This window comes from Salipiger sp. CCB-MM3, from assembly GCF_001687105.1.
Classification (GTDB): domain Bacteria; phylum Pseudomonadota; class Alphaproteobacteria; order Rhodobacterales; family Rhodobacteraceae; genus Salipiger.
In genome coordinates this window covers 2,579,172-2,601,391 of the sequence record NZ_CP014595.1, presented here as the reverse complement: position 1 = coordinate 2,601,391, position 22,220 = coordinate 2,579,172, and the positions used below count along the sequence as shown (strand labels likewise).

The following is a 22,220-nucleotide window of genomic DNA, read 5'->3' as shown; positions in this document are numbered from 1 at the left end:
CCGACGAGGAGACTAGGCCAATGAGCCAGATTTCCCTGACATTTCCTGATGGTAACGCGCGTGAATTCGAGCAGGGTGTGACCCCTGCCGAAGTCGCTGCCGCCATCTCCAAGAGCCTGTCCAAAAAGGCCATCTCCGCCACCGTGAACGGCGCGCATTGGGACCTGCAGTGGCCCATCGACGCCGACAGCACGATCGCGATCCACACCCTGCAGGACGAAGAGCAGGCGCTTGAGCTGATCCGCCACGATCTGGCGCACGTCATGGCGCGCGCCGTGCAGGCGATCTGGCCCGACACCAAGGTCACCATTGGCCCGGTCACCGAGTATGGCTGGTTCTACGATTTCGACCGCGCCGAGCCCTTCACCCCCGAAGATCTGGGGCAGATCGAGGCGAAGATGAAAGAGATCATCGCCGCCCGTGACGAGGTGAAGACCGAGATCTGGGACCGCGACCGCGCGCGCAAGTTCTACGAGGACAGCGGCGAGGGCTATAAGGTCGAGCTGGTGGACCGCATCCCCGAAGGTGCGCCGATCCGCATGTACTGGCACGGCGAGTGGCAGGATCTCTGCCGCGGCCCGCACCTGCAGCACACCGGGCAGCTGCCCGCCGACGCCTTCAAGCTGATGGGCGTCTCGGGGGCCTATTGGTTCGGTGACACCTCGCGCCCGATGCTGCAGCGGATCACCGGCGTGGCCTTCCGCAACCGCGACGAGTTGAAGAAATACCTCAACTTCCTCGAGGAAGCCGCCAAGCGCGATCACCGCAAGCTGGGCCGCGAAATGGACCTCTTCCACCTGCAGCCGGAAGCGCCGGGGCAGATCTTCTGGCACCCCAACGGCTGGAAAATCTACACCACGCTACAGGACTACATGCGCCGCCGCCAAGAGCGGGACGGCTATGTGGAGGTGAACACGCCGCAGGTTGTGGACCGTAAGCTGTGGGAAGCCTCGGGGCACTGGGACAACTATCAAGAGAACATGTTCATCGTCGAAGTGGACGAAGAACATGCCCGCGAGAAGGCGATCAACGCGCTCAAGCCGATGAACTGCCCGTGCCACGTGCAGGTGTTCAATCAGGGCCTGAAGTCCTACCGCGACCTGCCGCTGCGCATGGCCGAGTTCGGCTCGTGCAACCGCTACGAGCCGTCGGGCGCGCTGCACGGCATCATGCGGGTGCGCGGTTTCACCCAGGACGACGCGCATATCTTCTGCACCGATGATCAGATCGAGGCGGAAACCAAGAAGTTCATCGAGTTCCTTGCCTCGATCTATTCCGATCTGGGCTTCGAGAACTGGACGATCAAGCTCTCGACCCGCCCCGAAAAGCGCATCGGCTCGGACGAGAGCTGGGACCGCACCGAGGCGGCGCTTGGCGATGCCTGCAAGGCCGCGGGCTACGACTTTGAGCTGCAGGAAGGCGAAGGCGCTTTCTACGGCCCGAAGCTGGAGTTCACCCTGACCGACGCGATCGGCCGGGATTGGCAGTGCGGCACGCTGCAGGTGGACCCCAACCTGCCCGAGCGTCTGGATGCGAGCTACATCGGCCAAGATGGCGAGAAGCACCGCCCCGTCATGCTGCACCGTGCCGTGCTGGGCAGCTTTGAGCGGTTCATCGGCATCCTGATCGAGGAACACGCCGGCAAGCTGCCGTTCTGGCTCGCGCCGCGGCAGGTGGTGGTCGCCTCGATCACCTCCGAGGCGGATGACTATGTGAACGAGGTCGTCGCGGCGCTGCGCGATGCGGGTGTGCGGGCCGAGGCCGACACGCGCAACGAGAAGATCAACTACAAGGTGCGCGAGCACTCGGTTGGCAAAGTGCCGGTGATCCTTGCCGTGGGGCACCGCGAGGTCGAGGAACGCACGGTCACCGTGCGCCGCCTTGGCGAGAAGCAGACCCAGGTGCAGGCGCTCGACGAGCTGGTCGCGGCGCTGTCGCTGGATGCCACCGCGCCCGATCTGCGCTGAGCCTTTCAGTTCGTGACATGAGAAAGCCCCGGGCGCAGGCCCGGGGCTTTTTTCGTCGCGGTGCTGCTTGCCTCAGCCCGCCAGCGCCGCCTGCACATCCTTGGTCCAGCCCAGATACATGCTGTCGCCGTCCACGATGAGCGGGCGTTTCATCAGCGTCGGATGGTCGGCCAGCAATTCCAGCGGCGGACGCGCGCGTTCTGCCTCGTCCAGACCGCGCCATGTGGTCGAGCGCGTGTTCAGCAGCTTGTCGCCAAAACGGGCCTGCGCCGCTTCCAGCACATCGGTCGGGACACCGTCAGCGCGAACATCCAAAAATTCCGCCTGCGGCAGGGCTTTCACCGCCTTCCGGCAGGTATCGCAGGTCTTTAACCCGTAGATCAGCATACGCCATCTCCTTCATCTTCCGGGCACAATTTATTGCTTAATGCCGCAGGTGCGAAGCCTTTCGCTTGATTTTTGCAGGCACCATGCAACTCTTGGGTCGTGACCTTCGATGATCAGACCCGGAAAGTCAGGAAATCCGCTGGGACCGGCTTCCTTTCCCTGAGAGGCGAATGTGACGGGGCGCCCGCATTACGGGCAGAAACAGGAAAGTTGGAAGGAGCACGGAGACATGCCGAGCGGCACCGTGAAATGGTTCAATACCACCAAAGGCTACGGCTTCATCGCACCTGAAGAAGGCGGCAAGGACGTCTTCGTCCATATCTCGGCTGTTGAGCGTTCTGGGCTCACCGGCCTCGCCGACAACCAGAAAGTGAGCTACGAGCTCAAGGAAGGTCGCGACGGACGCATGATGGCGTCTGACCTGAAAACTCTTTAAAAATCAAAATCTTCAAATCTGACCCTCCCCCTTCTTGGGGTCGGGTCCAATAAGTCTTTGCCTGCGCGTCGGCCTGCCCTGTGGCTCCGGCGCGTTTTGTTTTTGGAGCACCCGTTAACGCCTATTGCGCCTGCAGGCGGCGCGCCTCCTGCCCGGCGAGCCGGATCAGATCCTGCATATAGGGTTTTTCCAGATCCTCGCTGCGCGTTGCCGCATAGAGCCGCCGGGTGATCCCCGCTTCGGTCAGCGGGCGGGTGATATAATCGGAATTATACTTAACCTCGCGCACCACCCAATCCGGTAAAACTGAAACCCCGCGATTCGATGCAACCAATAGCAGAATCACCGCAGTGAGCTCCACTTGGCGAATCGCCGCCGGTTCGACCTTCGCCGGGCTCAGCAATTGCGAGAAGATATCGAGCCGCGAGCGCTCCACCGGATAGGTGATCAGCGTCTCGCCGCGGAAGTCCTGCGCCTCGATCCACGGCTTCTCGGCCAGCGGATGCTGCGACGAGGCGACAAAGACCGGATGGTACTCGAAGAGCGGCGTGAAGGTGATGCCCGGCAGGTCCTCGGGGTCGGAGGAGATCACCACGTCGACCTCTTCCTTCATCAGCGCCGGAAGCGCGTCGAAGGCGAGGCCGGGGCGGATGTCCACATCCACGTCACCCCAGCTTTTGCGGAAGCCCTCGAGCACCGGGAAAAGCCATTCGAAACAGGCGTGACACTCGATGGCGATATGCAGCCGCCCCGCCGAGCCCTTGCGCAACCCGTCGAACTCGGCCAGCGCCGCATCCACCTGCGGCAGCACCTGATCCGCCAGCCGCAGCAGCCGCAACCCCGCCGCCGAAAGCTTCATCGGCTTTGAACGGCGCACGAAAAGCTCCACCCCGGCCTGATCCTCCAGCCCCTTGATCTGGTGCGAAAGCGCCGATTGCGTTATGTTCAGCTGATCGGCGGCACGCGCGAGCCCCCCTGCTTCATGGATGGCTTTGATCGTGCGCAGGTGACGGAACTCGATGTGCATCTTCGCGTTCGCCTCATGTTGTTCTTGAGAAGTATGAGTTTGTCTCACGGACGCTCTTCTGTCACAAGGACCGAAATCCAAACTGGAGTCCCGGCCCATGACGCGCCCCGACATCTCATTCGAATTCTTCCCGCCCCGCAACATCGAGGCGACCTTCCGCCTGTGGGACACCGTGCAGGCGCTCTCGCCGCTGGATCCGCGCTTTGTGTCGGTGACCTATGGCGCGGGCGGCACCACCCGCGAGCTGACCCGTGACGTGGTGGCGACGCTGCACAAGAACTCGGGCCTCAAGGTCGCCGCGCATCTCACCTGCGTCGACGCCACCCGCGAGGAAACGCTGGCCATCGCGCGCCAGTTCAAAGAGGCCGGCGTGAACGACATCGTCGCGCTGCGCGGCGACCCGCCCAAGGGCGCCAGCGGCTTCACGCCGCATCCCGAGGGCTTCAACTCGTCGATCGAACTGATCGAGGCGCTGCGCGAGGCGGGCGATTTCACCATCCGCGTCGGCGCCTATCCCGACAAGCACCCCGAGGCGCCCACCGCCACGGCGGACGTGGAATATCTCAAGCGCAAGTTCGACGCGGGCGCATCCGAGGCGCTGACGCAGTTCTTCTTTGAGGCCGAGAGCTTCTTCCGCTTCCGCGACGAATGCGAGAAGGCCGGGATCGACAAGCCGATCGTGCCGGGCATCCTGCCGATCGAGAACTGGAAGGGCGCGCGCCGCTTCGCCGAAGCCACCGGCACCAAGATCCCCGCCTGGGTGATCGAGGCCTTCGAGAAGGCCGAGCGCGACGACCGTCAGGACCTTCTGGCCACGGCGATGTGCACCGAGCTGTGCAACGAGCTGATCGAAGGCGGCGTCGACAAGCTGCACTTCTACACGCTCAACCGCCCCGAGCTGACCCGCGACGTGTGCTACGCCCTTGGCGTGACGCCGGACAACAAGCTCGAGAACGTGGCCTGAGGGCATTTTCTTGCGCCGGAACGCGCCGGGAACCAAGGCGAAGCCGCCGGGCGAGCGGTCGTCCATTGTGGCGCCATCGGTTCAAGCCCGATGGACGACGCCGTCCCGGCGGGCTGGCGCTTTTTCATCGTAGTTCGGCGTTCGGTTTTCACACGAACTTGGCCGAGATAAAGCGCGGACCTCACTCGTCGATGCGCCACCCCATGGGCCGGCGCTCGCCCGGCTCCCCCCGCTCTTAGCCGGTGTTGCACACTGCCTCTTTTCCACCCAATCCCCGCATCTTAGTCATTTCCTCGGCGCGGGCCTGTTCCCTTCCCCGATCCCATCGGCTTAACTGACCTCGGGGACAGAATAAGGAGCAGGGTTTGCGGCTGGCGGTTTTCACCGATCTCGACGGGACGCTGCTCGATCATGGCAGCTACTCCTACGCCGCGGCGCAGCCCGCCCTCAGCGCGCTGAAGGCGCGCGGCATCCCGTTGATCCTCGCCTCCTCCAAGACCGCCGCCGAGATTGCGCCGCTGCATGCCGAACTGGGCCTCGGCGACTGGCCTGCCATCGTCGAGAACGGCGCCGACCGGATCGCGCCCGGCGCGCTCTCCGAGGATGCGCCGGTTTACGCGAAACTGCGCGACGCGCTGGCGGCCCTTCCGGAACAATCACAGCATTTCAAAGGCTTCGGCGATATGGACGCTGCCGAGGTGGCCCGGGTCACTGGCCTGCCCCTCGATGGCGCCGCACTGGCCCGCAAACGCCGCTTCACCGAGCCCGGCCTCTGGTCCGGCAGCGAGGCCGGGCAGGATGACTTCCTTGCCGCGCTGGCCGAGCGGGACATCCACGCCCGCAAGGGCGGCCGCTTTCTCACGCTGTCCTTTGGCGGCACCAAGGCGCAGCAGATGGCAGGCATCCTGCACGATCTGGGCTGCGACACTGCCATCGCGCTTGGCGATGCCCCCAATGATATCGAAATGATCGAGAGCGCCGATCATGGCGTCATCATCCGCAACGATCATGGCAACGGCATCCCGCCCTTGCCGGGCGAACAGACGGGCCAAATCCGCCGCACCGCCCTGCCCGGCCCCGAGGGCTGGAACACCGCCATTCTTTCACTACTCGACGACCTCGGGCTCTAGGAGACTACCGCCATGGCCGACTTCCAGCAGAACGGCAATATTGCCCAGTTCCACAACCTGCGCTCGCGCCCCATCGAAGAGATGATCTACGAGCTCGAGACCTACGCGCAGAGCCGGAAAATCTCGCTGATCCTGCCTTCGCTCTTTTCCGAGCTTGAAGGCGACGCGCTGCCCAACATCCTGTCGGAACTGAGCAAGGTCACCTATCTGCACCGCATCGTCATCGGTCTCGACCGCGCCGATGAGGCGCAGTACCGCCACGCGCGCGAGTTCTTTTCGGTGCTGCCGCAGCAAACCACGGTGATCTGGAACGACAGCCCGCGCATGCTCGAGATCATGGGAAGGCTCGAGGCGCTCGGCCTTGCGCCGCAGGAGCCCGGCAAGGGCAAGAACGTCTGGGGCTGCATGGGCTATCTCATCTCCTGCGCCGACAGTTCGGTCATGGCGATCCACGATTGCGACATCGTCACCTACACGCGCGAGCTTCTCGACCGGCTGGTCTACCCGGTGGCCAACCCCACCTTCAGCTACCAGCTCTCAAAGGGCTATTACCCGCGCGTCGGCGGCGGAAAGCTCAATGGCCGGGTCACCCGCCTGCTGGTCTCGCCGCTGCTGATCGCGCTCAAGCGCACCATCGGGGACCGCGATTACATCGACTACCTGCGCGCCTTCCGCTACCCGCTCTCGGGCGAGATGGCGCTGCGCACCGGCCTGCTGCCGGACCTGCGCATTCCCTCGGACTGGGGGCTCGAGATCGGCGTTCTCTCCGAGGCTTGGCGCAACCTTGGCCCGCGGCAGGTGTGTCAGGTCGAGATCGCCGACATCTACGACCACAAACATCAGGATCTGTCGCAGGAAGACGCCTCCAAAGGTCTGTCGCGCATGTCCGTCGATATCTGCAAGGCGATCTTCCGCAAGCTCGCCGCCGACGGCACGGTGTTCACCCCGCATGTCTTCCGCACGCTGAAGGCCACCTACTACCGTTCTGCGCTCGACCTGCTGGAGGCCTATTCGGCGGATGCCAAGATGAACGGTCTGACCATCGACCGCCACGCCGAAGAGCGCAGCATCGAGATGTTCGGTGAGAACATCGTGCGCGCCGGGCAGCTGTTCATCGAGAACCCGCAGGAGACGCCCTTCATTCCCACGTGGAACCGGGTGCATTCCGCCGATCCCACGCTGCTGGCCGATTTCCGCGCAGCGGTGGCGGCAGATGAGGCCGAATTCGGCTGAAGCCCGCCGACCTCACGTCACAGTGATCACAGATCCCTTGCGACGTCGCGTCCTTCACCAGGACGTCGCATTGACCTCCCCTAACTCTCGTCCGAGTAGAGGATTTTTAGAGCCCTGCCCGCGCCGGACCTCCCATGCCCGGTGCCTCCCCGCGGGGTGCTTCAAATCGAGAGGAGGAGAAGAATGGGTCTCATTGGGATCATAGTGTCGCTTGGCCTGCTAATGTATCTGGCCTACCGCGGCATCAACGTGCTGATCCTGGCACCGCTTCTGGCCATGCTGGCCGTTCTGATGTCGGGCGGTCTGCCGGTTCTGGCCACCTATACGCAGGTCTTCATGAAGTCGCTTGGCGGCTATGTGATCACCTATTTCCCGCTGTTCCTGCTGGGCGCGATCTTCGGCAAGGTCATGGCCGATGGCGGCGCGGCACGGACCATCGCCGAGAAGATCGTCGAATGGGTCGGCGGGGATCGCGCGATCCTCGCCGTCGTTCTGGCCTGCGGCGTGCTCACCTTCGGCGGTGTGTCGCTCTTTGTGGTGGCCTTCGCCATCTACCCGATCGCCAACGCGCTGTTCCGCCGCGCTGACGTGCCCAAGCGCCTGCTGCCCGCAGCCATCGCGCTCGGCTCGTTCACCTTCACCATGACCGCCTTCCCCGGCACCCCGGCGATCCAGAACGCGATCCCGATCCCGTTCTTCGGCACCAACGTCTTTGCGGCACCGCTGCTGGGCACGCTGGCGGGCCTGATCATGCTGGCGGGCGGCACGCTCTGGCTGAGCCGCCGCGCCAAGGCCGCGCAGGGCCGCGGCGAAGGCTACGGCACCCATGAACGCACCGCGGCGGATTCCTCGCTGCCCGAGGATGCCGACCGTCCGGGCTTTGCCGCGGCGATCGCGCCGGTGATTGCGGTGATCGCGCTCAACGCGCTCTTCACCTATGTGGTGATCCCCAACATGTCCGCCGACTACCTCGCAGACCCGCAATACGGCGAGACCTCGCTGTCGCGCGTCGCAGGCATCTGGGCGATCATCGTGTCGCTGGTGGTCTCGATCATCCTCGCCGTGGCGCTGAACTGGCGCCGCTTCGCGGACGTGAAAGAGACGGTGAACAACGGCACGATGGGCTCGCTCCTGCCGATCTTCAACACCGCCTCCGAGGTCGGCTACGGCGCGGTCATCGCCTCGCTGCCCGCCTTCGGGCTGATCCGCGACGCGGTGCTGGGCCTCTTTCCCGAGAACCCGGTCGCCTCGCTGGCGGTAGCGGTGAACGTGCTTGCGGGCATCACCGGCTCGGCCTCGGGCGGCATGTCCATCGCGCTCAACGCGCTTGGCGAGCAATTCGCGGCCATGGGCATGGATCAGGGCGTTTCCATGGGGCTCATGCACCGGGTGACGGCGCTGTCCTCGGGCGGCTTTGACGCGCTGCCGCACAATGGCGCGGTGATCACCCTGCTGGCGATCACCGGCATGACTCACAAGAAGAGCTACGCCGATATCTTCGTGGTCGCCGTGGCGATCCCGGTCTTCGCGACGATCAGCGTGATCGTGCTGGGCTCACTGGGTCTCTGACGCAGCGCACAGACGACTGAAAAGGGGCGCCGCTGGCGCCCCTTTTTTCATGCCTCGGTGTGATCCTCTCGCGCGCCTGCCTTGCGGGTCTTGCGCCGCCCGTAGGTGGCCACGCGCCAGATGTAGACGCCGATGATTCCCACGACCACGGCGGTAGAGACCGGATCGAGCCAGCCCGCCACCAGCCCGTATTGCGAGCCCAGCAGAAACCCCGCGAAGGCCAGAAACGCGGTCCAGCTGACCGTGCCCACCGCCGAGAAGGCCATGAAGCTTGCCAGCGGCATCCGCGCCACGCCCGCGGGCACCGAGATGAAGGTGCGCACCGTCGGGATCAGCCGCCCGATAAGCACCGCGCTGCCGCCATGGCGGGTGAACCAATCGTTGGAGCGGTCGAGGTCTTCGGGCAGAATGGTGAGCCAGCGGCCATGTTTTGCGGCCAGCCGCTTCAGCCGGTGCGTGCCCAGCCTGCGCCCGATCCAGTACCAGAACAGCGCCCCGGCCAGCGAGCCAATCGAGCCCGCGACGATCACCCAGAACAGATGCTCGGTCCCGGCGGCGGCGTTGAACCCGCCCAGCGGCATGATCAGTTCGGACGGGATCGGCGGGAAGACGTTTTCGAGAAACATCAGCACACCGATGCCGAACGCCCCTACCGCGTCAATGAACCCCGAGATCCAGTCGAACATGCCACCCTCCAGATGTTTGCACAGGTCAACGCGCGAAAACGCCCGAAGGTTCACCGTCCGCTTCGTCTAGACACAAATATCCCGGGGGAGTCCGCCACCGGCGGACGGGGGCAGCGCCCCCTTGGGACCCCTACCCTTGGTTCGAGATCCAGCGGCATTGATAAGGCGCCAGCGTCACCGGCCCGGCCTCGATGGTCTCGCCGGACAGCAGGTCGACCCAATGCTCGTCAGCGATCAGGTTCAGCCCCTCGTGCGGGATCACCACCTCTTCGTCCGAGCAATTGTGCAGCGCAAAGATCGACTGCGAGCGGTCCAGCGACTGCCGCCAGAGGCCAAACACCCGCTCGTCGAGATTGAGCGTGAACTGCGTCGCGTTGGGGTGGAAACCCGCCTGCTCAGCGCGCAATTTAAGCCGGTCCGACAGCATCTCCAGCACCTGCGCATGCACCGTCTCGGGATCATCGAGGTAGGCGTTGAGCTGCCCATAGTCCCAGCGGTGGCGGTTGATCGCCCGGTTCATCCCGCGCCGCTGCACCGCCTCGAGGTCATTGGGCGTGCCCAGCATCGAGTGGATGTAGAAGGCCGGGATCCCCTCCAGCGACATGACGATGGTCTGCGAGCACAGGAACCGCGGCAGATGCTGGTCATCCTCGCCCTTGTAGGTACGCGCCATGGCGGCAAAGAAGGCGCAGTTAAGCTCATAGACGCTCTCGCCGCCGCCGGGCAGCGAGCGCATGGAGGCCAGGCCGCCCAGTTCCTTGGCCGTGTCGATGACCTTGCCCACCTCTTCAGGCGGCAGCAGCCCCTCGGCGGGGCGCATGCCGATGCCGTCGTGCGACGCGGTGAAATTGAGATAGGCGCAACCCAGCGGCGCGGGCGGCATAGCGCGCTGCCAGTCGTTGAGATATTTCGCCGTCCCTGCCATCATCGCGTGCAGCACCAGCGGTGGCAGCGGGAAGTTGTAGACCATATGCGCTTCGTTGCGGTGCCCGAAATACGAGAGGTTCTCGGCCTTCGGCACATTGGTCTCGGTCAGCAGAATGACGCTTTCGGTGGCGTAATCCATCAGCAGCCGCAGCAGGCGGATCACCGCGTGGGTCTGCGGCAAGTGGATGCAGTTGGTGCCGATCTCCTTCCACAGGAAGGCCACCGCATCGAGCCGGATGATCCGCACGCCATTGTCCACATGCAGACGGATGATGCGCAGGATCTCCAGCAGCACTTCGGGGTTGCGGAAGTCGAGGTCGATCTGGTCGTGGCTGAAGGTGCACCAGACATAGCGGGTGCCCATCGCCGTCTCGACCTCCTGCAGCAGTGGCGTCGTGCGCGGGCGCACCACCATCGAGACATCGTCGTCCGGCGACGCCTCGAAGAAGAACTCGTCAAAAGGCTTCTGCCCCTGCCGGTAGGCGTTGAACCACACCCCCTGCGAAGAGACGTGGTTGAGCACCAGATCCGACATCAGGTGAAACTCGTCGCCGATGCGGGTGATATCCACCCAGTCGCCAAGCTGCGGGTTCACCTTGCGATAGTCGGTTACCGCAAAGCCATCGTCCGAGGTAAAGGGGAAGAACGGCAGCACATGCACGCCGTTGACCACGCCCTTCATCCGGCTGCGCAGGAAGTGGTTCATCAAATCGAGCGGCTTGTGACTGCCGTCGATCAGACTGTCGCCATAGGTGATCAGCACAGCATCTTTTTGCGACCACAGATTGTTGCCCGGTTTGCGCGGCTGACGGCGGCGGCTCTTGTTCTCGGGCCAGAAGGCGTCGATGACCTGACTGGACAGGATGTCGGCATTGAGATCGGGATAAATGAAATGCAGAAGTTCTGAAAGGCGGGCGCTGAAGGAAGTTTCGGTCATGAAAGGGGGTCTCGACGGGTCCGGGTTTGCAGGCCGGGAAGCCGAGAGGACGGCACGGACTTCCGGGCACTTTCCCTTGGGGTAAGGCCTCCTTCCCTATTTCACAAGCGGTTAGTCCGCAAACACACCTCTGAGGTGCATCTTCCCGCATCGCCGCCGCCCGCGCATTGGGCAACGACGCGGTCTGCCCCAACCGCCTGCCCTATGCCGCGCTGCCGGGCAGGAGTTTCCGATGGCGTCCCTGTCGCATCTGCCGAGAAACATGTCGCCCCGGCACCGCGCAAGCGCAGAAAGTTGCGCTTTGATGGCGCGGTATTCCGCTTGACCTCCCCCGGCGCAGGCGGCAGCGACATCCCCAGACAGATTTTCGGGAAAGAAACGGACCGATCATGAGCTCCTCCTACGCCCTCACCGTGCAATGCCCCTCGACCCGCGGCATCGTCGCCGCCATCTCCGGCTTTCTGGCCGAGCAGGGCTGCAACATTACCGACAGCGCCCAGTTCGACGATCTGGCCACCGGCAATTTCTTCATGCGGGTCAGCTTCCGCAGCGAGACCGGCGCCGAGATCGCCGCGCTGGAAGAGGCGTTCGCCGCCGTGGCCGAGAGCTTCGGCATGAATTTCGCCTTCCACGACGAGGCGGCGAAGATGAAAGTGGTGGTGATGGTCAGCCGCTTCGGCCATTGCCTCAACGACCTGCTCTACCGCTGCCGCATCGGCGCGCTGCCGGTGGAGATCGTCGCGGTGATCTCCAATCACATGGATTACCAAAAGGTGGTGGTGAACGCCGATATCCCCTTCCACTGCATCAAGGTCACCAAGGAGAACAAGCCGCAGGCCGAGGCGGCGATCATGCAGGTCGTCGAAGACTCGGGTGCCGAGCTCATTGTGCTGGCGCGCTACATGCAGATCCTCAGTGACGAGATGTGCCGCAAGATGTCGGGGCGGATCATCAACATCCACCACAGCTTCCTGCCCAGCTTCAAGGGCGCCAACCCCTACAAGCAGGCCTATCAGCGTGGCGTGAAGCTGATCGGCGCGACCTCGCATTACGTCACCGCCGACCTCGACGAGGGCCCGATCATCGAACAGGACATCGTGCGCGTCACCCACGCGCAATCGCCCGAGGATTACGTTTCGCTGGGCCGCGACGTCGAGGCGCAGGTGCTGGCCCGCGCCATCCACGCGCATGCCCACCGCCGGGTCTTCATCAACGGCGACAAGACCGTGGTCTTCCCCGCCTCGCCGGGCAGCTACAGCTCGGAACGCATGGGCTGAGGCACGGCGCTTTTGCCCGATATCCCCGCCCACGGCACGCTCCGGCCTGCCTCCGGCGGGGATATTTCTACCAAGAGGAAGGCACGGACCCGCGCCCCACCCCGCCGCTTCCTCTTGGGTCAAATATCCCGGGGGAGACGCGCGCAGCGCGGCGGGGGCAGAGCCCCCTACCTCTAGCAGCGCCGCAGGTCGTGCGGCGGGGGCAGAGCCCCCTACTTCTAGCAGCGCCGCAGATCGTGCGGCGGGAGCAGCGCCCCCTCTACCTCAGCCTTTCTTGGCCTTGCGCGGCTTCACCGTGCCCGCCTTTTCCGCAAGGTCACGGGCGATGGCGAAGGCGCCCTTGATCTTGTCCACGTCATTGGCCCAGTCGCGGCGGACGACGATCTTATTGTCCTTGATCTTCGCCAGACCGTTCTGCGCCTGAATGAATTCCACCAGCCCTTCGGGCTTGGCGAATTTGTCGTTGTGGAACTGGATCGTCGCGCCCTTGGGGCCGCCGTCGAGCTTGGCGATCCCGGCGCGTTTGCACATCGCCTTGATCCGCACCACCAGCATCAACGTGTTGACCTCTTTCGGCAGCTTGCCGAAACGGTCGATCAGCTCGGCGGCGAAACCTTCGAGTTCGACCTTGGTGGTCAGCTCAGACAGGCGGCGGTAAAGGCCGAGGCGCACGTCGAGATCGGGCACATAATCCTCGGGGATCAGCACCGGCACACCGAGGTTGATCTGCGGAGCCCATTGCCCGTCATCGTCGGTGAGCCCTTCGAGCTGGCCCGACTTGATCTTGGCGATCGCCTCCTCGAGCATCGACTGATAAAGCTCATAGCCCACATCGCGCATCTGACCCGATTGTTCCTCGCCCAGCAGGTTGCCGGCGCCGCGGATGTCGAGGTCCTGGCTGGCGAGCGTGAAGCCGGCCCCCAGCGTGTCGAGCGAGCCTAGCACACGCAGGCGCTTTTCGGCGCTGTCGGTGAGCTTGGTGCGCGGCTTGGTGGTCAGATAGGCATAGGCGCGGGTCTTGGAGCGCCCGACCCGGCCACGGATCTGATAAAGCTGCGACAGGCCGAACATATCGGCGCGGTGCACCACCATCGTGTTGGCGGTGGGAATGTCGAGGCCCGACTCGACAATGGTCGTTGCCAGCAGCACGTCGTATTTGCCGTCGTAGAAGGCGTTCATCCGGTCGTCGAGTTCGCCCGCCGCCATCTGACCATGCGCCACGACGAAAGAGACCTCGGGCACCTGTTCGCGCAGGAATTCCTCTATTTCGGGAAGATCCGAAATGCGCGGCACCACAAAGAAGCTCTGGCCGCCGCGGTAATGCTCGCGCAGCAGCGCCTCGCGAATGGTCACCGGATCGAACTCGGAGACATAGGTGCGGATCGACAGCCGGTCCACGGGCGGCGTGCCGATGATCGACAGATCGCGCACGCCCGAAAGCGAGAGTTGCAGCGTCCGCGGGATCGGCGTCGCGGTCAGCGTCAGCACGTGGATGTCCGAGCGCAGCTGTTTCAGCCGCTCCTTGTGGCCAACGCCGAAATGCTGCTCTTCGTCGATGATCAGCAGCCCGAGATTGTTGAAGCGGATGTTTTTCGAGAGCAGCGCATGGGTGCCCACGGCGATGTCCACCGTGCCCTTGGAGATGCCGTCGCGGGTCTTGGCCGCATCGCCCGAGGTGACGAAGCGCGACAGCGGCGCGACGTTGAGCGGGAAGCCCCGGAAGCGCTCGGCAAAGCTCTTGTAGTGCTGGCGGGCGAGCAGCGTCGTGGGGGCAATCACCGCCACCTGCACGCCGGACATGGCGGCCACGAAAGCGGCGCGCATCGCCACCTCGGTCTTGCCGAAGCCCACATCGCCGCAAATCAGCCGGTCCATCGGGTTGCCGCTGGTCATATCGGCCAGCACATCCTCGATGGCGCTCATCTGGTCGTCGGTCTCATTGTAGGGAAAGCGGGCGCAGAAGCTTTCCCACGCGCCGGGCGGCGGGTCGATGATCGGCGCCTTGCGCAGGGCGCGCTCAGCCGCCACGCGGATGAGCTTGTCGGCCATCTCGCGGATGCGTTCCTTGAGGCGCGCCTTCTTGGCCTGCCACGCGCCGCCGCCGAGCTTGTCGAGGAGCCCCTCGTCATGGCCGTAACGCGACAGCAGCTCGATGTTCTCCACCGGCAGGTAAAGCCGCGCGCCCTCGGCGTATTCCAGCAGCAGGCATTCATGCGCCGCCCCGGCGGCGGTGATCACTTCGAGCCCCTGATAGCGCCCGATGCCAAAATCCACATGGACGACCAGATCGCCCGGAGTGAGCGACTGCGCTTCGGTGAGGAAGTTCTCGGCCTTGCGGCGTTTCTTCGGCGCGCGGATCAGCCGGTCGCCCAGCACGTCCTGTTCCGAGATCACGGTGATCTTGCCGCCGCTCTTGGGATCGCCCCACGGCGCGACAAAGCCCTGCTCCAGCCCCCAGACCGCCAGATGCAGCCCGCGCTTGCCGATGCGGGTGCCGTCCATGACCGGGATCGCCTCGGCAAGCCCCTCGTCCTCGATGAGGCCCGTGAGACGCTCGCGCGCGCCTTCAGACCAAGAGGCGATCAAGACCGGCCCTTCGGAGAGCTGTTTCTTCACGTGATCGGCGAGCGCGGCGAACAGGCTGATGTTTTCCTGCTGCCGCTCGGGCGCGAAGCTGCGCCCGATGCGCCCGCCCGCGTCCACCACACCCGGACCGCTGGCCTGCGGCAGCGGGTTGAACTGCACCACGCGGCGCGCACCGACGGCGGCATCCCAGCCCGGCTCGTCGAGATAGAGCAGCCCCGGCGGCACCGGCTTATAGACCGAGTCGATGCGGCCCTTTTGGGTCATCGCGTGGCGGCGCGTCTCGTATTGGTCGGTGATGCTGTCCCAGCGGGCGATGCGCGCGGGGGTGATCTGATCGTCCATCAGCACCGGCGCGCCGGGCATATAGTCAAAGAGCGTCTCGAGCTTTTCGTGGAAGAACGGCAGCCAATGCTCCATCCCCTGCGTCTTGCGCCCGGCGCTGACCGCCTCGTAGAGCGGATCGTCCGAGCCCGCAGCGCCGAACTCGATGCGGTAGTTCTGCCGGAAGCGGGTGATCGCCGCCTCGTCGAGGATCACCTCGGAGACCGGCGCCAGTTCCACCAGATCGAGCTTTTCCGTGGTACGCTGGCTGACCGGATCGAAACGCCGCGCGCCGTCCAGCACGTCGCCGAAGAGGTCGAGCCGCACCGGCCCGCCCTCACCCGGCGGAAAGATGTCGATGATCCCGCCGCGCACCGCGTAATCGCCCGGCTCATGCACCGTAGGCGCGTTGGAAAAGCCCATGCGCACGAGGAAGCTGCGCAGCCCCGCCTCGTCGATCCGGTCGCCCACCCGCGCGGCAAAGGCCGCCTCGCGCAGGATCTCGCGCGCTGGGATGCGCTGCATCGCCGCCGAGAGCGTGGTCAGCAGCACATAGCGCTGCGGCATGCCATGCACGAGCCCCGCGAGGGTCGACATGCGCGTGGCCGAAATATCGGGGTTGGGCGAGACCCTGTCGTAGGGCAGGCAGTCCCAGCCCGGAAAGCTCACCACCGGCATGCCGGGGTTGAAGAAGGCCAGCGCCTCGCGCAGCGCCGCAAGGCGCTTGTCGTCGCGGGCGATATGCAGCACAGGCCCGCCGGTCTTTTCGACCTCGGCAAGGATGAGCTTGGCGTCGAACCCCTCGGGCGCGCCGCCCATGGTGATACCGGCCATCTGGGTAAGTGACTGGGACATGCCGCTCAAATGGCGCGCCCGCAGCGCCGCGTCAACCGAGAACGCCGTGCCCGAGGTTTTGATACATGCCCCACATGGCGGTGACGAAGATCGAGATCATGCCGATCACCTGCGTCCAGAAGCGATGCACCGTCAGCTTGCGCCACAGCGCCTCGCCGCTCAGGCGCCGGTTGCGAATACGCTCGGCGGTGGCGATGCCCATCAGCCCCACCAAAGAGAGCGGGAAGCCGAGCAGGAACAGCGCCTGCGCCAGTTCGATATCGTACCAGAAGCCGAGGCTTGCCAGCATGGTCAGCACCGCCGCGCCAAGCCCGACGACCCAGAGCCCCGCCGTCTCGATGATAAAGAGCCGCCGGTTCACGTTGATGCGCACCATGTCTTCTAGGTCCAGCGCCGCCTGCCCGCCCTGACGGCGCGCCCGGCCCACCATGTCGAAGGGCACGCCCAGCACCCAATGGCTGGTGCTCGACCATGTGACGGCGAGCGCGATCCAGAACCACAGGTTGGAAAACGACCGAAGGTCGATGGTTTCGGAGACGAGGCCGGTCAGGTCCACGGCGTATCCACTCTTTCAGCCGGGCCGCAGCGGCCCATTCCCTTTTGCCCGCGGGGCCTTGGTCGAGGCCGCCCCAGCCCGGCGCGCGGGCGGGCCCCGGCGCCATCGCCGGTCTCGCAGAGGTGTTCCCTGCCCGGGCGGCAGCCCTTGTGACAGGCGTCTTTCCATGCCACCCAAGGGAAACCTTGACAAGGGATACGAAGGACACGCCCGATGAAACCCGTGATTGCCGCCTTTCCTGCCACACGTCTGCGCCGGTTGCGCAAATCCCCTGCGATCCGCGCCCTGACCCAGCAGACGCAGCTCACGCCCGGCGATTTCATCTGGCCGGTCTTCGTGCGCGATGGCGAAGGCATTTCGGAGCCCATCGCCTCGATGCCCGGGGTGAACCGGCTGTCGGTGGACAAGGTGGTCGAGGCGGCGCGCGAGGCGCATGCGCTCGGCATCCCGGCGATCTGCCTCTTTCCCTATACCGATCCGTCGCTGAAGACCGAGGATTGCGCCGAGGCGTGGAACCCCGAGAACCTGTCGAACCGCGCCACCCGCGCCATCAAGGACGCGGTGCCGGATATCGCGGTGATGACCGATGTGGCGCTCGATCCTTACAATATCACCGGCCATGACGGCTTCATCGAGAATGGCGAGATCGTCAACGACCGCACCGTCGAGGCGCTGGTGAAACAGGCGCTGAGCCAGGCCCGCGCCGGGGCCGATATCATCGGCCCGTCGGACATGATGGACGGGCGCATCGGCGCGATCCGTTCCGAGCTGGAACGCGAGGGCTTCCAGAACGTGCTGCTGCTGACCTATGCGGCGAAATATGCCTCGGGCTTCTACGGGCCCTTCCGCGACGCGGTGGGCGCTTCGGGGGCGCTCAAGGGCGCGCTGGCGGGTGACAAGCAAAGCTATCAGATGCAGCCCGGCAATTCCGACGAAGCGATGCGGCTGATCGAGCGCGACCTGCTCGAAGGCGCCGATATGATCATGGTCAAGCCCGGCATGCCCTATCTCGACATCTGCCGCCGCGCCAAGGACATGTTCGGCGCCCCCACCTTCGCCTATCAGGTGTCGGGCGAATACGCGATGCTGGCCGGCGCCTTCGAGAACGGCTGGCTCGACCGCGACAAGGTCATGCTCGAGAGCCTGATCGCCTTCAAACGCTCGGGCTGCGACGGGGTGCTGACCTATTTCGCCCCCGCCGCCGCGCGTTTGCTCAACGGCTAGCGGGCTGCCGCCGCGTCCGCGCATGATCTAGTGACAGGCCCGCGCGGCCTGCCTATACTTGCGCCAGACAACCGGCGGGACAGCCGGACAGTGAGGCTTGGCCGGGACATGCCGGCCCGTAGATCGACGAGGAACGAGCAGAATGAACAACACTCGACGGGGACTCCTTATCGGGCTCGGCGCCACGGGGCTTCTGGCCGCCTGTGGCAATGGCGTGGGCAGCAGCGGCGCGGCCACCATCGACGCGCGCGTCGATGCGACGCTGAGCCAGATGTTCGCGCAATATCCCGGCACACGGAACCTGCAGGCGAAATCCTCGGGCATGCTGGTGATGCCGCTGGTGACCGAAGCCGGTCTCGGGCTCGGCGGCGCCTATGGCCGCGGCGCGCTGCGGGTGAACGGCGCCACGGTGGATTACTACTCGGTGGTCAAGGGATCCGGCGGGCTGCAGATCGGCGCCCAGCAATATGCGCATGTGCTGTTCTTCATGACCGAGGAATCGCTGATGAACTTCCGCCGCTCGCCGGGCTGGGCCGCGGGCGCCAACATCGAATACGCCATCCCCGAGGGCGGCGAGACGCTGGCGGCAGAGACCACCACCTCGCTGGCCCCGATCATTGCGGTGATCTTCGGCAAATCGGGCCTGCATCTCGGCGCGACGCTGGAAGGCGTGAAATACACCCGTATCATTCCCTGATACGAAAGCGGAAACGGGCCGCATGAGGGGGCGCTGCCCCCTCTTCGCTGCGCGAATTCACCCCCGGCGTATTTCTAAAGAGAAGAAGGGCCCGCGCGCGATGCCGGGCCCTTCTTCTCTTTTAAAATACGCATAATCCGGCCGCGCGGGTAGCGCCGCGTCAGTGGTAATGGAACTCGCCCACCACCTGCCGCCACTCGCCGCCCGAGAGCATCTTGCGGTGGGTGAAGCGCACGGAATGCAGCGGCCCCTCGATCTCATCCTGCCAGAACTCAATGAACTTGAAGAGCCGCGGATGGTCCGGCGCGAGATCATACTCCTGCCAGACAAATGTGTTCAGCACGTTGCGATAATCGGGCATCCGGTAGAAAAGCTCGGCCGTGGTCAGCCCATAGCCCTTCAGCATCAGTTCCGTGGCGCTCTGCTCCATTGGCTTTACCTCGCATGACAACCATGTAACAAGCGTGCCGCGAGCATTCTTAGTTTTCAACGAAAACAGTATGTTAGCCACCATGCGCGGTGGCTGCCAGAAATCGGAACCCGGCGCCATTGCGCCCAACACCTAGCATCTGATATAACTCGCTGTAACAAGATATAGAGAAATCACGGACGGGCGAGCAACGTGAACGACACGCCGGAAACCCCTGAAAACGAAGACGAAACCCCGCGCCCCGAGCGTTCCTCTTACGACGGGCCGGCGATCTCGATCATCGACGAGATGAAGTCGAGCTATCTCGACTACGCCATGAGCGTCATCGTCAGCCGCGCGATCCCCGATCTGCGCGACGGCCTAAAACCTGTGCATCGGCGCATTCTCTACACGCTGTGGGAGAACGGGCAGACCAAGTCCAAGTCCTACCGCAAATGCGCGACCGCCGTCGGCGACGTGATGGGCCGCTACCACCCGCATGGCGACTCGGCGGTCTATGACGCGCTGGTCCGCATGGCGCAGGATTTCTCCATGTCGCTGCCGCTGATCGACGGTCAGGGCAACTTCGGCTCCATGGACGGCGATCCGCCCGCGGCCTACCGTTACACCGAGGCGCGTCTCGACCGCACCGCCGAAGCCCTGCTCGAGGACATCGAGAAGGACACGGTGGATTTCGTTCCGAACTACGCCAACGAGCGCAACGAGCCGGTGGTGTTGCCCGCGCGCTATCCCAACGTGCTGGTCAACGGCGCCGAGGGCATCGCCGTGGGCATGGCGACGCGCATCCCGCCGCACAACCTCGGCGAAGTGATCGACGCGACGCTGGCGCTGATCGAGAACCCGGACCTCTCGTCCGAGCAGCTCATTGACTATATCCCCGCCCCCGACTTCCCGACGGGCGGCGTGATCCTTGGGCGCTCCGGCGCGCGCAAGGCCTATCTCGAGGGCCGCGGCTCGGTGATCATCCGCGCCAAGACCCGCATCGAAGAGCTGCGCCGGGACCGCTACGCCATCGTCATCGACGAGATCCCCTATCAGGTGAACAAGGCGACGATGATCGAGCGCATCGCCGAATGCGTGCGTGAGAAGAAGATCGAAGGCATCGCCCATGTGCAGGACGAGAGCGACCGCTCCGGCGTGCGCGTGGTGGTCGAGCTGAAGCGGGACGCCACCGCCGAAGTGGTGCTCAACCAGCTTTACCGCTTCACCCCGATGCAGGTCAGCTTCGGCTGCAACATGCTGGCGCTGAACGGCGGCAAGCCCGAGCAGCTGACCCTGCGCGCCTTCCTCACCGCCTTCCTCGACTTCCGCGAGGACGTGATCGCCCGCCGCACCGCCTATCTGCTGCGCAAGGCGCGGGAACGCTCGCATATCCTCTGCGGCCTTGCCGTGGCGGTGGCCAATGTCGACGAGGTGGTGGCGACCATCCGCGCCTCGGCCGATGCTTCGGAAGCGCGTGAAAAGCTGATGACCCGCCGCTGGCCGGCCGAGGAGATCGCGCCGTTCATCCGTCTGATCGACGATCCGACCCACAAGATGAACGAGGATGGCACCTACAACCTGTCGGAAACGCAGGCCCGCGCCATCCTCGAGCTGCGCCTGCAGCGCCTCACCCAGCTGGGCGTGAAAGAGGTCACCGACGAGCTCGAAGATCTCGCCGGGAAGATCAAGGAATACCTCGAGATCCTCGGCTCGCGCGAGCGCATCCTCGAGATCATCTCGAACGAGATGATCGCGGTCCGGGACCAGTTCGCCGTGCCGCGCCGCACCGAGATCGTCGACTGGGCCGGCGACATGGACGACGAGGATCTGATTGAGCGTGAGGACATGGTCGTCACGGTCACCCAGTCGGGCTATATCAAGCGTACTCCGCTGGCCGATTTCCGCGCCCAGAAGCGCGGCGGCAAGGGACTGTCGGGCGGCGGCCTCAAAGAGGACGACGTGGTCACCCAGCTCTTCGTGGCCAACACCCACACGCAGCTGCTGTTCTTCACCACCGACGGCATGGCCTATAAGCTCAAATGCTGGCGCCTGCCGCAGGGGGGCCGCACGTCCAAGGGCAAGGCCATCGTCAACATCCTGCCGATCCCGCAGGGCGTGTCGGTGGCGGCGATCATGCCGGTGGACCGCCCCGAGGACGACTGGGACGATCTGCAGATCGTCTTCGCCACGAACAAGGGCTCGGTGCGCCGCAACCGCCTGTCTGACTTCACCAACGTCAAATCGAACGGCAAGATCGCCATGAAGTTCGAGGACGGCGAGGACATGCGCCTGATCAACGCGCGCATCTGCTCGGAAGACGACGACGTGATGCTGGTCACCGACTCGGGCCGCGCCATCCGCTTCCCGGTGCCGGACGTGCGGGTGTTCAACTCGCGCAACTCCACCGGTGTGCGCGGCGTGAAGCTCAACAATGGTGACGAAGTGGTCTCGATGTCGGTGATCCGGCACTTCGACGCGACCTCGGACGAGCGCGCTTCCTACCTCAAGATGCGCCGGGCCATGGCCGGGATCGCCGATGAGGCCGAGGCTTCGGAAGAGGAGGAAGGCAACGCCGACAGCCTGCTGCCTGCCGAGCGCTACGCCGAGATGTCGGCAGTCGAGAACCTGATCCTGACGATCACCGCAAAGGGCCTCGGCAAGCTCAGCTCCAGCCACGACTACCCGGTGCGCGGTCGCGGCGGGCTTGGCGTCACCGCATGGGAGAAATCCATGCGCGGCGGCGAGATCGTGGCCTCCTTCCCGGTCGAGATGGACGATCAGATCATGCTCGCCACCTCCACTGGCCAGTCGATCCGCGTGCCGGTCGAGGGCATCTCGTTCCGCTCGCGCAACGCCGGCGGCGTGAAGGTGTTCAACACACGCGCCGGTGAGGTCGTGGTCTCGGTCGCCTGGATCGCCGATCAGGGCGACGAGGACGAGGTGGCCGGTGAGGCAGATGGAGAAGCATCCGAGGAGTGATCCCCGGCGCCAGCTTGAAAGCGATTACGACGTCCCGGCCTCTCCATGGC

17 protein-coding genes are annotated in these 22,220 nt (G+C 64.7%); 10 read left to right on the top strand and 7 right to left on the bottom strand.

The genetic code is table 11. The features are described from left to right. Nucleotides 1–20: 20 nt before the first annotated feature. The gene (gene thrS, locus AYJ57_RS12500) at nucleotides 21–1,967 is read left to right on the top strand and encodes a threonine--tRNA ligase (RefSeq protein WP_066105729.1); all 1,947 of its coding nucleotides are present in this window, start codon (nucleotides 21–23) and stop codon (nucleotides 1,965–1,967) included. A gap of 72 nt (nucleotides 1,968–2,039) precedes the next feature. Here the strand turns inward: thrS and AYJ57_RS12495 are convergent, their stop codons facing one another. Further along, a complete protein-coding gene (locus AYJ57_RS12495; RefSeq protein ID WP_066105727.1) occupies nucleotides 2,040–2,354 on the bottom strand; it encodes an arsenate reductase family protein in 315 nt (104 codons plus the stop codon). Nucleotides 2,355–2,583: 229 nt separating this feature from the next. Between AYJ57_RS12495 and AYJ57_RS12490 the strand changes: the two genes are divergently transcribed. Next, entirely contained in the window at nucleotides 2,584–2,790 is a 207-nt protein-coding gene (locus tag AYJ57_RS12490; RefSeq protein ID WP_008885598.1) for a cold-shock protein, read from the top strand. Nucleotides 2,791–2,911: 121 nt separating this feature from the next. On the opposite strand, the gene AYJ57_RS12485 is transcribed toward AYJ57_RS12490, so the two are convergent. Next, nucleotides 2,912–3,817 (bottom strand): LysR family transcriptional regulator, encoded by a 906-nt coding sequence (locus AYJ57_RS12485; RefSeq protein ID WP_066105724.1) that lies wholly within the window; start codon nucleotides 3,815–3,817, stop codon nucleotides 2,912–2,914. Nucleotides 3,818–3,914: 97 nt separating this feature from the next. Here AYJ57_RS12485 and metF point away from each other — a divergent pair, with 97 nt between their 5' ends. The 4 genes from metF (at nucleotide 3,915) to AYJ57_RS12465 (ending at nucleotide 8,713) form a co-directional block, all read left to right on the top strand. Further along, the gene (gene metF, locus AYJ57_RS12480; protein ID WP_066105722.1) at nucleotides 3,915–4,781 is read left to right on the top strand and encodes a methylenetetrahydrofolate reductase [NAD(P)H]; all 867 of its coding nucleotides are present in this window, start codon (nucleotides 3,915–3,917) and stop codon (nucleotides 4,779–4,781) included. A 365-nt stretch (nucleotides 4,782–5,146) separates the two neighbouring features. Beyond that, nucleotides 5,147–5,911 carry an HAD-IIB family hydrolase gene (locus tag AYJ57_RS12475; protein WP_066105719.1) on the top strand — a complete coding sequence of 255 codons (765 nt, stop codon included), beginning with the start codon at nucleotides 5,147–5,149 and terminating at the stop codon, nucleotides 5,909–5,911. 12 nt (nucleotides 5,912–5,923) lie between these two features. Continuing rightward, complete coding sequence (locus tag AYJ57_RS12470; RefSeq protein WP_066105715.1) at nucleotides 5,924–7,144, top strand: glycosyl transferase; 1,221 nt, start codon at nucleotides 5,924–5,926, stop codon at nucleotides 7,142–7,144. Nucleotides 7,145–7,327: 183 nt separating this feature from the next. Continuing rightward, on the top strand, nucleotides 7,328–8,713 hold the full coding sequence (locus tag AYJ57_RS12465; RefSeq protein WP_066105713.1) for a GntP family permease: 1,386 nt from the start codon (nucleotides 7,328–7,330) through the stop codon (nucleotides 8,711–8,713). A 47-nt stretch (nucleotides 8,714–8,760) separates the two neighbouring features. On the opposite strand, the gene AYJ57_RS12460 is transcribed toward AYJ57_RS12465, so the two are convergent. After that, nucleotides 8,761–9,399, bottom strand: a complete 639-nt coding sequence (locus AYJ57_RS12460) for a DedA family protein (RefSeq protein WP_066105710.1) — start codon at nucleotides 9,397–9,399, stop codon at nucleotides 8,761–8,763. A 130-nt stretch (nucleotides 9,400–9,529) separates the two neighbouring features. After that, the gene (locus AYJ57_RS12455; protein WP_066105708.1) at nucleotides 9,530–11,263 is read right to left on the bottom strand and encodes an alpha-amylase family glycosyl hydrolase; all 1,734 of its coding nucleotides are present in this window, start codon (nucleotides 11,261–11,263) and stop codon (nucleotides 9,530–9,532) included. Between the two features lie 389 nt (nucleotides 11,264–11,652). Here AYJ57_RS12455 and purU point away from each other — a divergent pair, with 389 nt between their 5' ends. Then, nucleotides 11,653–12,540, top strand: coding sequence for a formyltetrahydrofolate deformylase (gene purU, locus AYJ57_RS12450; protein WP_066105705.1), 888 nt, complete (start codon nucleotides 11,653–11,655; stop codon nucleotides 12,538–12,540). 264 nt (nucleotides 12,541–12,804) lie between these two features. On the opposite strand, the gene mfd is transcribed toward purU, so the two are convergent. Together mfd and AYJ57_RS12440 are read right to left on the bottom strand one after the other, a co-directional pair. After that, the gene (mfd, locus tag AYJ57_RS12445; protein ID WP_066105702.1) at nucleotides 12,805–16,302 is read right to left on the bottom strand and encodes a transcription-repair coupling factor; all 3,498 of its coding nucleotides are present in this window, start codon (nucleotides 16,300–16,302) and stop codon (nucleotides 12,805–12,807) included. Nucleotides 16,303–16,333: 31 nt separating this feature from the next. After that, nucleotides 16,334–16,858, bottom strand: a complete 525-nt coding sequence (locus tag AYJ57_RS12440; RefSeq protein ID WP_066105700.1) for a component of SufBCD complex — start codon at nucleotides 16,856–16,858, stop codon at nucleotides 16,334–16,336. Nucleotides 16,859–17,071: 213 nt separating this feature from the next. Between AYJ57_RS12440 and hemB the strand changes: the two genes are divergently transcribed. Together hemB and AYJ57_RS12430 are read left to right on the top strand one after the other, a co-directional pair. Beyond that, on the top strand, nucleotides 17,072–18,082 hold the full coding sequence (gene hemB, locus AYJ57_RS12435; protein ID WP_066105698.1) for a porphobilinogen synthase: 1,011 nt from the start codon (nucleotides 17,072–17,074) through the stop codon (nucleotides 18,080–18,082). Nucleotides 18,083–18,224: 142 nt separating this feature from the next. Continuing rightward, the gene (locus tag AYJ57_RS12430; protein ID WP_066105696.1) at nucleotides 18,225–18,779 is read left to right on the top strand and encodes a YSC84-related protein; all 555 of its coding nucleotides are present in this window, start codon (nucleotides 18,225–18,227) and stop codon (nucleotides 18,777–18,779) included. A 160-nt stretch (nucleotides 18,780–18,939) separates the two neighbouring features. Here the strand turns inward: AYJ57_RS12430 and AYJ57_RS12425 are convergent, their stop codons facing one another. Further along, complete coding sequence (locus AYJ57_RS12425) at nucleotides 18,940–19,209, bottom strand: usg protein (protein WP_066105693.1); 270 nt, start codon at nucleotides 19,207–19,209, stop codon at nucleotides 18,940–18,942. Nucleotides 19,210–19,401: 192 nt separating this feature from the next. Here AYJ57_RS12425 and gyrA point away from each other — a divergent pair, with 192 nt between their 5' ends. Then, nucleotides 19,402–22,170, top strand: coding sequence for a DNA gyrase subunit A (gene gyrA, locus AYJ57_RS12420; RefSeq protein ID WP_066105690.1), 2,769 nt, complete (start codon nucleotides 19,402–19,404; stop codon nucleotides 22,168–22,170). Nucleotides 22,171–22,220: the final 50 nt, after the last annotated feature.